Source organism: Candidatus Palauibacter sp. (genome assembly GCF_965222475.1).
GTDB lineage: Bacteria > Gemmatimonadota > Gemmatimonadetes > Palauibacterales > Palauibacteraceae > Palauibacter.
Genome location: NZ_CBDCUB010000007.1, coordinates 628,512 through 642,360, shown reverse-complemented (window position 1 = coordinate 642,360; position 13,849 = coordinate 628,512). Strand labels below are relative to the sequence as shown.

The following is a 13,849-nucleotide window of genomic DNA, read 5'->3' as shown; positions in this document are numbered from 1 at the left end:
TAAGACGGCGGACCCGCTCCAAACAGGCCGGAGAGCCTACATTTTGGGATTCCAGGCCGCCGCCAAGCCCCGATCGAAAGTCATTAGGCCTCGAGCCTTTCGCCGGAGGCAACAGGCGAGGTGAACAAGATCCCGGGCCTCGAGGCCGGGATGTCGGGTCACGAGGTGGCGAGCCATCATGATGTCTGACTGTTCCACGGCCCAGACTTCGTCGATGCAGGCTTCCACGAGGGTGAACGCGTCGTTGAGCGCGGAAACCCGTCGGCTCCGGAGGTAGAAATGGAGCAGTTCCTGGAGGACTTCCGCCGACGTGACAAGATGCTCACCCTCACTCAGGGAGTGAGAGATGCGTTCGCGTGCCTCCCGGCGCAGCGGATGCTTCCGACCCACGTGGTGAATGAACACGTTCGCGTCAACGAAGATCACGTGATCTCCAACCCGGAGATCTTCGATTCCGCGATCATACGCTTCACTTCGGGCCAGTCGGGCTCCGGCTCATTGGAACGTCGTGCATCGCACTCTGCGTTGAATTCGCGGAGTTCCTCGACGGTGAACAGGCGTGGACGCGCGACGGCCAGCTTCTCGTCGGCCGCTTCACGCAGCCATTGACCGAGGGACTTTCCCTCACGCTCCGCCTCGGCCTGATAGCGGATCTTGGCGCTTTCCTTGACGACGAAGTGAATCCGCGACATGCGTTCTCTCCGGTTGTGCAATATAGTTGTGCAAGCAGAACTTAGTGATGCATGCCGATGGCATCAACCGCCAAGCGGCGGCGCCGAAGGCGGGGGCCGGCGGTGGTGCGTCGCCTGCTCGAACGCGTAGCCGAAGCGCAGGAGCATGGCCTCCGTGAAGGGGCGACTCAGGAACTCGATACCCACCGGCAGGCCGTCGGGCGTGAATCCGGCCGGGACGGTGAGCGCCGGGAAGCCCGTGAGCGGACTCAGCGAGCGGTTGTCGCCGAGCGCGTAGCGGTCGGCCGGGGCGGGGTTCGTCTCGACGTCCTCGGCGATCAGGTCGGGCGGATGGTCGAAGGTGGCGTAGACGAGGGCGTCGAGGTCGTGCTCCGCCATCGTCGCGATGACGTCCTGCCGAACCTGCTCGCGGGCAAGCAGGTACTCGAGATAGCCGGGGTCGCGGGTCGTCTTCCCGAGGAGATCCGCCATGCCGCGGGCCCGCCACGGATTGACCCGGCCGCTGAGCAGGATCGAGGCGAGCGTCCGGTGGGGGGCGTCGGGGAGGTCGGCCAGGTAGGCGTCCGTCGCCTCCTCCGTCTCGTAGGAGTTGAGGCCGAAGACGGCGGCCACGCGCTCGATTCCGGGGACATCCACGTCCATCACTTCGGCCCCCAGTTCGCTCAGCGCGCCGATCGCCGCCTCGATCCGGGCGCGCACCTGCTCGAATCCGTCCGAAGCTGTGTCCACGGAGCGGTCCATCGGGTCGCGGATGATCCCGAGCCGGGCGCCGGCCAGAGCGTCGGCCGCCAGACCGTCGGTGTACGAATCCGGAACCTCTCCCACCGAGTACGCCGTCACGGGGTCGTTGGGGTCGTAGCCGGCGATGACGTCGAGCAGGACGGCCGCGTCCGTCACGGTGCGGGTCATGGGGCCCATGGTGTCAGTGGTCGGGTTGGCCGGCATCATCCCGAAGCGGCTCACCAGCGGGAGCGTGGGACGGAGACCGACGAGCGAGACCACGGCCGCCGGTCCGCGGATGGAGCCGCCGGTATCCTCGCCGATGCCGATCATGCCGAAGTTGGCGGCCACGCCGCTCCCGGTGCCGCCGGAGGAACCGCTCGGGTTGCGCCGCGGATCGTACGCGTTGCGGATGATCCCGAACCCCGACCCGACGTAGCGCGAGGCGAACTCGCCCATGTTCGTCTTCGCGATGATGAGCGCGCCGGCGTCCTTCATGCGGGTGACGATGGTCGCGTCCCGCCCCGACACGAAGTCCTCGAAGAGCGCGGACCCGAAAGTCGTGGGCATGTCGCGGGTCTCGACCTGGTCCTTGAGCAGGACGGGGATGCAATGAAGCGGTCCGGTGAGCCCCGCAGCCTCGAGCGCGGCGTCGAGGCCGCGGGCTTCTTCGAGCGCCGCAGGATTGAGGGTCGCGATCGCGTTCAGCCGCGGCCCCTGCTGGTCGTAGGCCTCGATGCGGTCCAGATAGCTCTGGACGAGCCCCTCACAGGTGAGGCCACCCGATTGGAAGGCCGCGTGGACCTCCGCGATCGTCGCCTCCTCGACCGCGAAGCTCTGCGCTTCGAGCGGGCTTCCGCGCGCCATGAGCACCAAGGCGAACGAGAGGGCAAACCTGATTCCAACCGAAGTCCGAGCAGACATGGCAGCACCTGTTTGGAGGAACTTGAATTGGGCAGCCGTTGATGAAGCTACGCAGTCTGAACCTTGTTGAGACGTGATCCGACCGGAAGGGCGCAATCCCACACTTGATCGCAGGCAGTGTGCTTGCCGGCGGAGTTAGGGCGCGCGTTGAACGAAGAGAAACGGCGGCGCGGGACGTCCCTTAACCAGACGGTGCTGGACCTTCTCCAGCAGAGTCTGGGTGTCGGGATCCTTCGGTCCAACGGACTGGGACGCTTCGCCGGGGGCTGGACCGACGCGGAATTCCGGGCATTCGAGGCCGCGACCCGCGATTTCGGGAAGATCGACCCGGAAATGTGGGAATGAGCCGCTACTGCCTGGACACCACGGCCTACAGCCGCCTGCGGAGGGGTAGCGAACGAATCGCGAACATCCTGGACCGGGCCATCTGGGTGGGCGTACCGGCCGTCACGCTGGGGGAACTCCGGTTCGGTTTCCTTGGTGGCGCTCACAGAACGCGCAACGAGACGGAGTTGTCGGACTTCCTCGCGGCGGCACCGGTCGAGGTCGTGCCGGTCGATGACACCGTCGCCCGCTGTTACGCCGAGATCGTGGCCGACCTGAGAAGGGCCGGGACACCGATTCCCACGAACGACGCCTGGATTGCGGCCTGCGCGGCTCACACGGGATCCACCGTGCTGACGAGCGACGGACACTTCGAGCAGATCGCCAGGATCGGCACCCTGCTCGTCACCTGATAGCGGTGTGACCCTTCCGTCACGGCCGGAGGCCGCAGAAGCGGATCGCGGTGACGGCGAGGATGCGGGCGGCTTCGACGAGGTCCCGGGCGCGGATGCTCTCGTCGGGGCGATGCGATGTGCGGACATCGCCGGGGCCGAAGAGCACCGTGGGCACCTGGCCCTGGTTGACGAGGAGCCGCATGTCGGCACCGTAGCGCATGCCCCCGAGACGTGCCTCCGTGCCGCCGAGGGTCTGCACGGCGCCGGCCAGAGCGCTCACGACGGGGTCGCTCTCGTCCGTGCGGGCGGCGGCGAACTGCGCCCCCACCCATTCGACTGCGGGCGGGTGGTCGAGTAGCCAGGCGTCACCGTCGGCGCCCTCGGCCACGGCGTCCTCAAGCGCCCGGCGGGCGGCGGCGAGGTCCTCCCCGGGCGCGACGCCGAAGCGGCCCTCCACAACGAGATTCTCCGCCACGGTCGAGGGCCAGATGCCGGCCCGCAGCCGTCCCATCGTGAGGGCGTAAGGCAAAGCCCCCGCGCGAAACAGCGGGTCGGCCACGTCGCGGTTCCGGGCCGCTTCCAGGGCACGGAGCCGCTGGAACACCGGGATGAACTTCTCGACCGGGTCCACGCCTTCCTCCCGCAGCGCCCCGTGCGCGGCGAGCCCCGGGACGGTGAGCCGGAAACTGAGCGCGCCGGCCTGCGCGGGTGCGATCACGAACTGCGTCGGCTCGACGACGATGGCGCCGTCCCCCGTGTGGCCCCGCTCGATCGTGGCCAGCATGCCCGAACCACCGTCCTCCTCGCCGATCACGCTCTGGATCTGGAGCGCCCCGTCCAGATCCACGCCCGCATCGCGCAGCGCCTGCGCCGCCTCAAGCGCGCAGCACAGCCCCCCCTTCATGTCCACGACGCCGCGGCCGAACAGGCGCCCGGCATGGCGCGTCAACTCGAACGGCGGGTGGGTCCAGCGCTCGGTCTCGCCGGCCGGGACGACATCGATGTGGCCGTTCAGGATGAGCGTGCGACCCTCCCCGCGGCCGTCAGTGTGACCCATCGTCCCGACGACGCCGAGTCCCTCGTGACGCTCGACATCCGCCGTGTAGACGGGATGGCGACGCAGCCGCTCGAAATCGATCTCCCACACGTCGGTCTCAAGGCCGATGGCCCGCATCTCTTCGGCCACCCGCTCCTGGGCCGGAGTCTCGCGGTTCGCGACACTCTCGATCGCGATCAGGTCGCCGAGAAGCCGGAACAGGCGCTCTGCATCGACCGCCTCGGCGGCCCGCCGTTCTTCGGGCGTCATCGCGTCGCGCGTCCTTTCGCTTTAGTGGCTTCCGGTGGTCCCGGGATGTGCGGAGTATGTCACGAGTCAGGCCGTCCCGGCGATCCGGCCGGAGGCGGTCTCGTCCCCGTCTTCCGCAATGGCTACCGTACGGCAATGCCGGCCGCGAGTGGCCGGACGCTGTCGAGACCATGAGGACCACACAAGGAGCACGACGCATGCGCCTCCGCACATCCCTTGCCCTCGCGACCCTGGCGGTGGGACTGCTGTCCGCGCTTCCGGTCACCGCGCAGTCCGTGATGCCGGCGGGCGACGCCGGACTCGGCCGCCTCCTGGCCGAGATCGAGCGTCTCGCCCCCAACAGCGGGGGTACCGTTGGCGTGGGCGCCGTCCACCTCGAGACGGGCCGCGCCGTGTGGTTCAACGAGGACGAGCGCTTTCCGATGGCGTCCACCTACAAGGTCCCGATCGCGGTGCAGCTCCTGACCCGGGTCGACCGGGGCGAGATCACGCTCGCGGACATGGTCGAACTGGAGCCCCCGGACATCCACCCGGGCAGCGGCACGATCTCGAACCTGTTCGACGACCCCGGCGTGTCGCTTTCCCTCCGGAACCTGCTCGAGCTGATGCTCCTCATCTCCGACAACAGCGCGACGGACCTCACGCTGACGGCCGCCGGCGGCCCGGACGCGGTGAACGCCCGCATGAGCGAGCTGGGGGTGGAGGGCCTGAGCGTGAACCGTCCGACTTCGGTCCTCATCGGGGACTATTCCGGCGTGGAGACCCCGGCGGACGGGCGGATCTCGGTGGCGGAATTCCGCGACCGGGCGGGCGGAGTCTCGGCCCCGGAGCGGGATGCGGCCCGGGAGGCGTTCTCGACCGACACGAGGGACACGTCGACGCCCCGCGCCATGGCCCACCTGCTGGCCATGACCTGGGCCGGGAAGGCGCTGGGCTCGAAGAATACGGAGGTGTTCAAGGACGTCATGCTGCGCGTGCAGACCGGCGCCGGGCGCATCAAGGGCGTGCTCCCTCCCGGCACGCAAGTCGGCCACAAGACGGGCACGATCGGCGGCACGACGAACGATGTCGGGTACATCTATCTCCCGGACGGGGCCGGGCACGTGCTCACGGTGGTGTTCGTGAAGGATTCCGGGCGGCCGGTCCCGGTGCGTGAGGCGACGATCACCCAGATCTCCCGCGCCATCTACGACTACTTCCTGTTCAACCCGGGCGCTCCAGCCGACGTGGCCGCCCGGCGCGACAACCCCCGCTACGGCGTGTGGAAGCTGCGCTCCGACGCGCCGCCCCCGTCGCTCAACGTCATGACGTACGAGCCCTGGGGAGACGGCGGGATGAAGATCACCGTCGAGTCCACGAACTCCCGCGGCGGGGAGTCGAAGTGGAGTTACGACACGATGTTCGACGGCGCATTCCGGCCCGTGACCGGCCGGGAGGGCGTCGAGACGGCGGTGGAGGTCGTCGACGAGTTCACGAACCGGATCACGAGCCGTCGCGATGGCCAGGTCACGCAGGTCATCATCAACGTCCTGTCGGAGGATGGGAACCGGATCGACAACGAGTACCGCAGCACCGACGCGGACGGTAACGAACGGGTGTCGCACGCCGTCTACGAGCGCATCGGAGAGGTCGAAGGCCGCTGAGCGGGGCGAGCGCGCGTCCGGCGAGGAGGAACAGGGACGAAATGTCGAAGGACTACGACGCGATCATCATCGGCGCCGGCGTCATCGGCGTCTGCACCGGGCTCGAACTGGCCAGGCGCGGGTTCCGGACGCTGAACGTCGACAAGCTCCCCGCCGCCGGATACGGCTCGACATCGAACACCTGCGCCATCATCCGTCTCCACTACTCGACGCCGGACGGCGTGGCCATGGCGCGCGAGTCCTACTTCTACTGGCTCGACTGGGGGAAGTACGTCGGCGTGCCCGATCCGTCGGGGCTGGCGCGCTATGTGAGCACGGGCTGCCTCGTGACGAAGACGGAGAAGAACCACTACCTGAAGAGAGTGATGGAGAGTCTCGACGAGCTTCACGTCGCGTACGAGGACCTCGACGCCGCGGGGATGCGGGAGAAGCTTTCCTTCCTCGACACGCGGCAGTTCGGTCCCCCCCTGACGGAGGAGGACCCGGGCTTCGGGCGGCCCTCGGGCGGCAACGTGGCCGGGGCCCTCTATATCCCCGAATCCGGCTACATCGACGACCCCCAGTTGTGCTGTCACAACGTGCAACTCGGTTGCGAGGCGCGCGGCGGCGAGTTCCGCTTCAACACCGAAGTGACGGAGATCCTGCGGGAGGATGGGAGGGTCGGGGGCGTCCGGCTGAAGGACGGTTCCGAGATCCGGGCGCCGGTCGTGGTCAACGTCGGCGGGCCGCATTCCTTCGTCATCAACCGCATGGCGGGGGTCGAGGAGGGGATGAACATCCGGACGCGGGCTCTCAAGCAGGAGGTGTGCCACGTCCCGGCGCCGGAGGGCGTCGACTATAACGTGGTCGGGATGTTGATCTCGGACAGCGACATCGGGTGCTATTCGCGGCCGGAAGTGGGGAACCACATCCTCATCGGCTCCGAGGATCCGCCCTGCGACAATCTGGAGTGGGTCGACGACCCCGACGACTATGACAATACGTTCAGTTACCAGTGGAGGACGCAGGTGCTGCGCGAGGCCCAGCGCGTGAAGGGGCTGCCCATACCGGAGGCGCGCCAGGGCCTCGTCGATCTCTACGACGTGTCGGACGACTGGATCCCCATCTATGACAAGTCGGATCTGCCCGGCTTCTATATGGCGGTGGGGACATCGGGGAACCAGTTCAAGAACGCGCCGGTGGCGGGCCAACTCATGGCCGAACTCATCCAGGAGGTCGAGGACGGACGGGATCACGACGCGAACCCGGTCCAGTTCCACATGAAATATACGAGACGGAGCTGCGACCTCGGCTTCTTCAGCCGGCTCCGGACGATGAATCCGGACTCCTCCCACTCCGTCATCGGCTGAGCTGTCGTCGGCCGACCGGTGATCCGCTGAGCCTGCGCCGGCCGCACCCCCGCTGGGGGCGCTGAGATTGGGCATCGCCCCGGGGTTCCTCCGCTCGGGACGCCTGTGGGAGGAGAGGCCGCTCCGACGCCACTACGACGTGGTGATCATCGGCGGGGGCATCCACGGGCTCGCCACCGCCTACTACCTCGCGAAGGCCCACGGCGTCCGCGACATCGCCGTCCTCGAGAGCCAGTACATCGGGTTCGGGGGGTCGGGCCGGAACACCGCCATCGTGCGGGCGAACCAGCGTACGCAGGAGAACGTCCGGCTCCACGACGAGGGCCTGAAGCTGTGGCCGATCCTCACGGACGAACTCGACTTCAACCTCATGTTCTACAACTGCGGCAACCTCAACCTCGCCCACAGCGAGGCGGCGGTGGCCTCGTTCCGGCTCGCCATCAATACGGCGAATTTCTGCGGCGTGCGCTCGGAGTTGTTCGACCCCCGGCAGTGCAAGGAGTTGCTCCCCGCCCTGGACGTGTCGGACCGGCCCGCGCATCCGATCCAGGGGGGCATGTATCACCCGCCGGGCGGCGTGGTACGGCACGACGCCGTGGTATGGGGACTCGCGCGTGGGGCCAGCCGGCACGGAGCGGAGATCCACCAGGGGGTGGAGGTCCAGGGGATCGACGTGGAGGGCGGGCGGGTGACGGGGGTGCGGACGAACGCGGGGCCGATCGGCTGCCGGAAGCTGGGGATCATGGCGGGCGGATACGGGCCGGCGCTCGCGGCGATGCTGGACATCGAACTGCCGGTGAACCCGCTCACGATTCAAGCCATGGTGACGCAGCCGCTGAAGCCGTTCCTGCACCACGTCGTGAGTTCGGGCGCCTACCACGTCTACGCGAGCCAGACGTTGAAGGGGGAGATCGCGACGGGCGCGCACATGGACCCGCAGGTCAACTACACGACGGACGTCACGGCGCGCTACTTCAAGCACCAGGCCGAGGCGCTGGTCGACTTCATGCCATGCCTGAAGGGCGTCCGCTTCCTGCGTATCTGGGCGGGGCTCGCCGACATGACGCCGGACATGGCCCCGATTCTGGACGGCAACTTCGCGTATGAGGGCCTCTATCTGGATGTGGGGTGGGGATACTTCGGGTTCAAGTCGGGGCCGGTGGCGGGGAAGTACATGGCCGAGTTCATGGCGCGGGAGGAGGCGCCGGAGATCCTGCGACCGTTCGCGCTCCGCCGCTTCCTCGAGAACCGGTACATGGGGGAGACGGCCACCGCCATGAAGTACGGACAGTGGGACTGACGCGGTGGGTCTGAAGTCGTGACGTTCCGGTTGACGTGCCCGGTATGCGGGAAGCGCGACGTGTACGAGTTCACGTACGGGGGACCGGAGCGGGGTCCGCGGCCGGCGGATGACGTGCCGGCCGAAGCGCACCTCCGCTGGTCGCAGTTCCGCATGAACCGGCCGGGACCGCGCGAGGAATGGTGGTATCACGGAGCGGGGTGCGGCGTCTGGTTCTCGACCCGGCGCAACCCGGCCACGAACCGCGAGGAGCCGCGGTGAACCGGCTCCCTCCCTTCCCCACGCAACGGATCGATCGGGCGCGGCCGCTTCACTTTCGCTGGTGCGGGCGACGGCTCGGGGGGTTCGAGGGGGATACGGTGGCCTCGGCGCTGTGGGCCGCGGGGGTGCGCACCTTCGGGCGGAGCTTCGAGTACCACCGGCCGCGCGGGCTGTACGACCTGGAGGGGGAGGGGTCGAGCCAGCTCGTGTCGATCGACGGGATCCCGAACCGGCCGGCGGGGACGACGCCGCTCCGCGAGGGGATGGTGGTCGGGGCCCAGAACGTGCGCGGGGACCCGCGGTTCGACGTGTTCGGGTTTCTGGACCGGCTGGATGGGCTCATGCCGGCGGGGTTCTACTACCGGCTGTTTCACCGGCCCGCCTGGGCCGCCCGGTTCTTCCAGGAACGCATGCGCGGGCTGGCGGGTCTGGGGGTGCTGCGTCTCGACCTGCCGGACGGCGGGGACCGGGGGGAGCGCGCCGAGCGCTACCTGAACGCGGACGTGGCCGTAGTCGGCGGGGGCCCGGCCGGCATGTCCGCGGCGCTCGAGGCGGGGCGGCTCGGTCTGCGGGTGTGCCTGTTCGAGCGCCGGCCGTGGCTGGGGGGGCACCTCGACTGGCGCGTGGGCGAGGGGCGCCCGCTCGCCGGGGAGACGACGGACCTGCTCGAGCGGCTCGGGCGCATGGAGTCGGTGCGCGTCTTGTCGCACGCTCCCGTGACGGGGATCTGGGGCGAGAACCTGCTCACGGGCTTCCAGACCGGGGGGCCGGAGGCGCCGTTCGACGAGACGCACTGGGAGTGCCGGGCGCGAGCGGTGGTCGTCGCGACGGGCTCGATCGAGCGCCCGCTCGCCTTTGAGCACAACGACCGCCCGGGCGTGGTGCAGGTCGATACGGCGATCCGGCTCGCGCGGAGCTACGGGGTGCGGCCCGGCGAAGCGGCCGCGTTCAGCGTCGGGGACGACCTGGGGCTCGAGGCCGCGCTCGACCTCGCGGCGCTGGGCGTGAGGGTGCGCGTGGTCGCGGACGCCCGGCGCGAGGGCCACGACGCGGCCCTGGTGGATGCCCTGGCGGCGGCGGGGATCGACTTCCGGCCGGGGTGGGCGGCGAGCCGCGCGCGCGGGTGGGGCCGGGTGCGGGGCGCCCTGGGAGCGGGCGGCGGTGCGCCGGGCTCTTCGATGGGCGACTCGATGCGAGTCGCGTGCGACCTGCTCGTGGCGAGCGCGGGACGACAGCCGGACATCGGCGTCCTCTCGTGCGCCGGCGCGCGCTTCCGGCACGGCGACCACACCCGGACCTTCGAACTCGAGCGCCTCCCGCCCGACGTGTTCGCCGCGGGCGGGCTCCTGCGGCTCACCGACCTCGATGCCCTCAAGTGCTCGGGCCGCCTCGCGGGGCTGGAGGCGGCCGCGGCCTGCGGCCTGGACGTCGCGGATCCGCTGGCCCGCGCGCGCGCCGCTCTCGCCGACCGGCCCGGGCCCGCCCGGGGCGCGTCCATCGTCCGCGGACCGATCACCGGACCGCATCTCGCACCGGGCCGCAAGGCGTTCATCGACTTCGACGAGGACGGCACCTGGAAGAACGCGGCCCAGTGCGCCGCCCTCGGCTTCGACGTGCCCGAGCTCGCCAAGCGCTACGGCAATTTCGGCCTCGGCCCGGGGCAGTACCGGGCGCCCGGCCAGAACCTGGCCATGGCGATGGCGGAGATCGCCGGGCGGCCCGTCGGCGACTTCGCGGCGACTACGGTGCGGCCGCCGGTCATCCCGCCGTCACTGGCGACGCTCGCCGGACCGAACCATGACGTCTGGAAGCGGACGCCGCTGCACGACGACCTGGCCTCCCGCGGGGCCATCTTCCGGCGGGCGGGGCCCTGGAAACGCGCACGGTACTTCAGCCCGGACCCCCGGTGCCTCGAGGAGATCCGCAACGTGCGGGGGAACGTCGGGCTCCTGGACAGTTCTCCGCTCGGGAAGTTCAGGCTCTGGGGACCCGACGCCATGCGGGCCCTCCAGCGCGTCTACATCTCCGACATGAGCCGGGCCCGGCCCGGCCGCTGCACCTACTCGGCGATGTGTAACGACACCGGCAACATCGTTGACGACGGCGTCGTGGTGCGCACCGGAGAGGACGAGTTCTACTTCACGACCAGTTCCAACCGGGCGGGGTCGACCGTCGAGTGGTTCCGCTTCCACACGCGGTACGACGGATGGGACTTCAACCTCGTCAACCTCACCGACGCCCTGGCCTCGATCAACGTGGCGGGACCCAACGCGCGGCGGGTACTCGAGAAGATCACGAGCGCGGATCTGTCGAATGACGCCTTCCCCTATCTGGGCTACCGGCAGATCGAGGTCGGCGACGGCGTGGCGGCCCGCTGCCTGCGGCTCGGGTTCGTGGGCGAACTGTCCTACGAACTCCACGTGGACGCGAGCACGGCCCGATACGTCTGGGACCTGCTGTGGGAGGCCGGGGCGGAGTTCGGGATCCGGCCGTTCGGGCTGGAAGCGCAGAACTGCCTGCGGGCCGAGAAGGGACACGTCATCATCGGTACGGAGTCCGAACAGCGCGTGACGCTCCTCGACATCGGCATGGGATGGATCTGGGACCGCGAGGATACGGTCTCCCGGAAGGTGGGCGCCGCGGCGCTCCGCGCCTGCGAGAAACAGGACGGGAGGCTCAAGCTCGTCGGGCTCCGGATGGACGGCGCCGACGGTCAGGCTGGCCGCCGCGCCGGACACTGTCCCGAGGACGGCGCGATCGTGGTGGACGGCGACCGCATCGCCGGGTTCGTGTGCACGACGCGCCTCAGCGAGACGCTGGGCTGGCAGTACGGCCTGGCCCTCGTCGAAGACCGGCTGGCGAAGCGCGGCGGGACGCTCGACCTGTACGAGTCACTCGGTTCGCGGGCTGTGCGATCGAAGGCGACCGTAGTGCCGCCCCACTTCTACGATCCGAAGGGCGAACGGCTCCGCGCCGAAGCTGGCGGGCCGGCCGCCGCGGCCGGACCAGGCCGCCCACCGTCCGCCGCTGCGCCCCGGGCCCGCCGGCGGTCGCCGGTCCGCTTCGACGCCGTGCCCTCGCGCGTCGAGCGCCGGGCCGGCCGGGATGTCGTGCTCGACTACGAATCGGACCGGGCGAGCGAGGACGCCCCGGGCCGGACCAGCTTGATCGACCTCAGCCACCGGGCGCGCTGGGACGTCCAGGGGCGCGACATCCAGACCGTGCGGCCGTTCGGCCTCGACGTGCCGCCCAACCCGGGGGAGGCCACGGTCGAAGCCGGGATCATGGTCAACCGCATGAACCGGACACAGGCCTCGCTGTGGCACGTCGGTCCCGTCGCGCCACCCTCTCCGCCGACAAGGCCGCACTACACGGACACGACCGACTCCCACTGCTGGCTCGCCATCGTCGGCGACGCGGCGCCCGCCGTGCTCGAGTGCGTCACGGACCTCGACCTGTTCGATCCCGCACGCTCCCGTCCCTTCCTGACGCAGGGGCCAATCCTGCAAGTCCCCTGCCAGCTCGTTACGTGGCGCGAGGACCTCGTCCTGATCGCCTTCAGCCGGGGCTACGGCCAGCCTCTCGTCGAGGCACTACTCGGGTCCGCCCACCTCGAGGGCCTGCGGCCGGCCGGCGAGCGGGTCTTCACCGATCGGGTTCGCGGACTCGACAGCTGAAACGTTCCCGCGGGAACGTTCTCGGTGGTCTCTAGCGGACGGCGTGGGCGAGGGCCCGGGCCAGGTCCTCCTTGAGATCCTCGGGGTGTTCGAGGCCGACGGACATGCGGAGGAGGTTCTCCGGGGCGCGTGTCGCCGGCCCCTCGACCGAGGCCCGGTGTTCGATCAGGGAGTGCGTCCCGCCGAGGCTCGTGGCTCGAGCGATGATCTTAACCGCGGCCGCGACCGCGAACGCCTCTTCCCGTCCGCCCACGACATCGAACGCCAGCATCCCCCCGAAGTCGGACATCTGCCGCGAGGCGAGCGCGTGTCCGGGGTCGTCCTCAAGGCCCGGATAGTGGACCCGCTCCACACCGGGGTGCACATCGAGAAACCGGGCGAGCTCGAGCGCGTTGGCGCAGTGCATGGCCATCCGCGGCGCGAGCGACTCGAGTCCGCGTCGCGTAAGCCAGGCGTCGAAGGGTGACGGGATCAACCCCCCGTCCTTCTGGATCTTTCGCAGCGCGTCGAGCATTTCTCCCGGCTCGCGGACGATGACCCCACCGCCGGTCACGTCGCTGTGGCCGCCGAAGTACTTCGTCGTCGAGTGCATGACGAGATCCGCGCCGAGTTCCAGCGGCCGTTGCAGGAGCGGCGTCGCCCACGTGTTGTCGCAGCACGAGAGCGCACCGCCGTCCCGCGCAATCCCGGCGATGGCCTCGATGTCGGAGACCCGGATCAGCGGGTTGGATGGCGTCTCCATCCACACCAGCCGCGTGTTCGGACGCATGGCGGCCCGCACCGCGCCGAGTTCCGTCATATCGACGCACGTCGCCTCGATGCCCCGCTCCGCGAACTGCTCCCGCAGGAGGACGCCGGTGCCGTAGTAGGCGTCATCCGCCGCCACCACATGATCTCCCGGAGAGAGGGAGAAGATGACGGAGAAGGTCGCCGCCATCCCGGAGGGGAAGGCGACCGCCTCCGGACCGCCCTCGAGTGCCGCCAGCGCCACCTCCAGCGCCTTCCGGTTCGGGTTCCCCGAACGCGAGTAGTCGAACCCTCCCGGGTACGACCCGTCCTCCCCGCGCTCGAACGTGGTCGAGAGCGTGATCGGAGGGGCGATCGCCTTGCTGGCGCCGTCCGGTTCCAGCCCTGCCTTCACGGCCAGCGTCTCGGGTCTCATGTGTAGTCCCCTCCCTGCATGCACAGTCCGTCCTCGAACCTGCCGACGACGAGGATGGTCCGCTACGGCGACTCAGTCTGGCAAGTTGGAACTGTC

At 69.5% G+C, this 13,849-nt stretch carries 12 protein-coding genes; 7 read left to right on the top strand and 5 right to left on the bottom strand.

Annotated elements, in window-relative coordinates:
- Window positions 1-36 precede the first annotated feature (36 nt).
- The 3 genes from ACOQPP_RS14780 to ACOQPP_RS14770 all read right to left on the bottom strand — a co-directional run bounded on the left by ACOQPP_RS14780 (window position 37) and on the right by ACOQPP_RS14770 (window position 2,279).
- Window positions 37-426: a type II toxin-antitoxin system VapC family toxin gene (locus ACOQPP_RS14780; protein WP_419167905.1), complete on the bottom strand. Its 390-nt coding sequence runs from the start codon at window positions 424-426 to the stop codon at window positions 37-39.
- Window positions 423-692: a hypothetical protein gene (locus ACOQPP_RS14775; RefSeq protein WP_419167906.1), complete on the bottom strand. Its 270-nt coding sequence runs from the start codon at window positions 690-692 to the stop codon at window positions 423-425. The genes ACOQPP_RS14780 and ACOQPP_RS14775 overlap by 4 nt, the downstream gene beginning before the upstream one ends.
- A gap of 63 nt (window positions 693-755) precedes the next feature.
- A complete protein-coding gene (locus ACOQPP_RS14770) occupies window positions 756-2,279 on the bottom strand; it encodes an amidase (protein ID WP_420636805.1) in 1,524 nt (507 codons plus the stop codon).
- Window positions 2,280-2,483: 204 nt separating this feature from the next.
- Between ACOQPP_RS14770 and ACOQPP_RS14765 the strand changes: the two genes are divergently transcribed.
- Window positions 2,484-2,681: a hypothetical protein gene (locus tag ACOQPP_RS14765; RefSeq protein ID WP_419167908.1), complete on the top strand. Its 198-nt coding sequence runs from the start codon at window positions 2,484-2,486 to the stop codon at window positions 2,679-2,681.
- Entirely contained in the window at window positions 2,678-3,073 is a 396-nt protein-coding gene (locus ACOQPP_RS14760) for a type II toxin-antitoxin system VapC family toxin (protein WP_419167909.1), read from the top strand. Before ACOQPP_RS14765 ends, ACOQPP_RS14760 begins: the two co-directional genes overlap by 4 nt.
- Window positions 3,074-3,092: 19 nt before the next feature.
- Here ACOQPP_RS14760 and ACOQPP_RS14755 read toward each other — a convergent pair whose 3' ends face one another.
- Window positions 3,093-4,361 carry an ArgE/DapE family deacylase gene (locus tag ACOQPP_RS14755; protein WP_419167910.1) on the bottom strand — a complete coding sequence of 423 codons (1,269 nt, stop codon included), beginning with the start codon at window positions 4,359-4,361 and terminating at the stop codon, window positions 3,093-3,095.
- A 197-nt stretch (window positions 4,362-4,558) separates the two neighbouring features.
- On the opposite strand from ACOQPP_RS14755, the gene bla reads away from it, so the two are divergent.
- The 5 genes from bla to ACOQPP_RS14730 all read left to right on the top strand — a co-directional run bounded on the left by bla (window position 4,559) and on the right by ACOQPP_RS14730 (window position 12,591).
- The gene (gene bla, locus ACOQPP_RS14750; protein ID WP_419167911.1) at window positions 4,559-6,004 is read left to right on the top strand and encodes a class A beta-lactamase; all 1,446 of its coding nucleotides are present in this window, start codon (window positions 4,559-4,561) and stop codon (window positions 6,002-6,004) included.
- Window positions 6,005-6,045: 41 nt separating this feature from the next.
- Window positions 6,046-7,353 (top strand): NAD(P)/FAD-dependent oxidoreductase, encoded by a 1,308-nt coding sequence (locus ACOQPP_RS14745; RefSeq protein WP_419167912.1) that lies wholly within the window; start codon window positions 6,046-6,048, stop codon window positions 7,351-7,353.
- 67 nt (window positions 7,354-7,420) lie between these two features.
- The gene (locus ACOQPP_RS14740) at window positions 7,421-8,653 is read left to right on the top strand and encodes an FAD-dependent oxidoreductase (protein WP_419167913.1); all 1,233 of its coding nucleotides are present in this window, start codon (window positions 7,421-7,423) and stop codon (window positions 8,651-8,653) included.
- Window positions 8,654-8,671: 18 nt separating this feature from the next.
- Window positions 8,672-8,914 carry a sarcosine oxidase subunit delta gene (locus ACOQPP_RS14735; protein ID WP_419167914.1) on the top strand — a complete coding sequence of 81 codons (243 nt, stop codon included), beginning with the start codon at window positions 8,672-8,674 and terminating at the stop codon, window positions 8,912-8,914.
- The gene (locus ACOQPP_RS14730) at window positions 8,911-12,591 is read left to right on the top strand and encodes a 2Fe-2S iron-sulfur cluster-binding protein (protein ID WP_420636804.1); all 3,681 of its coding nucleotides are present in this window, start codon (window positions 8,911-8,913) and stop codon (window positions 12,589-12,591) included. Before ACOQPP_RS14735 ends, ACOQPP_RS14730 begins: the two co-directional genes overlap by 4 nt.
- Before the next feature lie 31 nt (window positions 12,592-12,622).
- Here the strand turns inward: ACOQPP_RS14730 and ACOQPP_RS14725 are convergent, their stop codons facing one another.
- Complete coding sequence (locus tag ACOQPP_RS14725) at window positions 12,623-13,753, bottom strand: trans-sulfuration enzyme family protein (protein WP_419167916.1); 1,131 nt, start codon at window positions 13,751-13,753, stop codon at window positions 12,623-12,625.
- Window positions 13,754-13,849 lie beyond the last annotated feature (96 nt).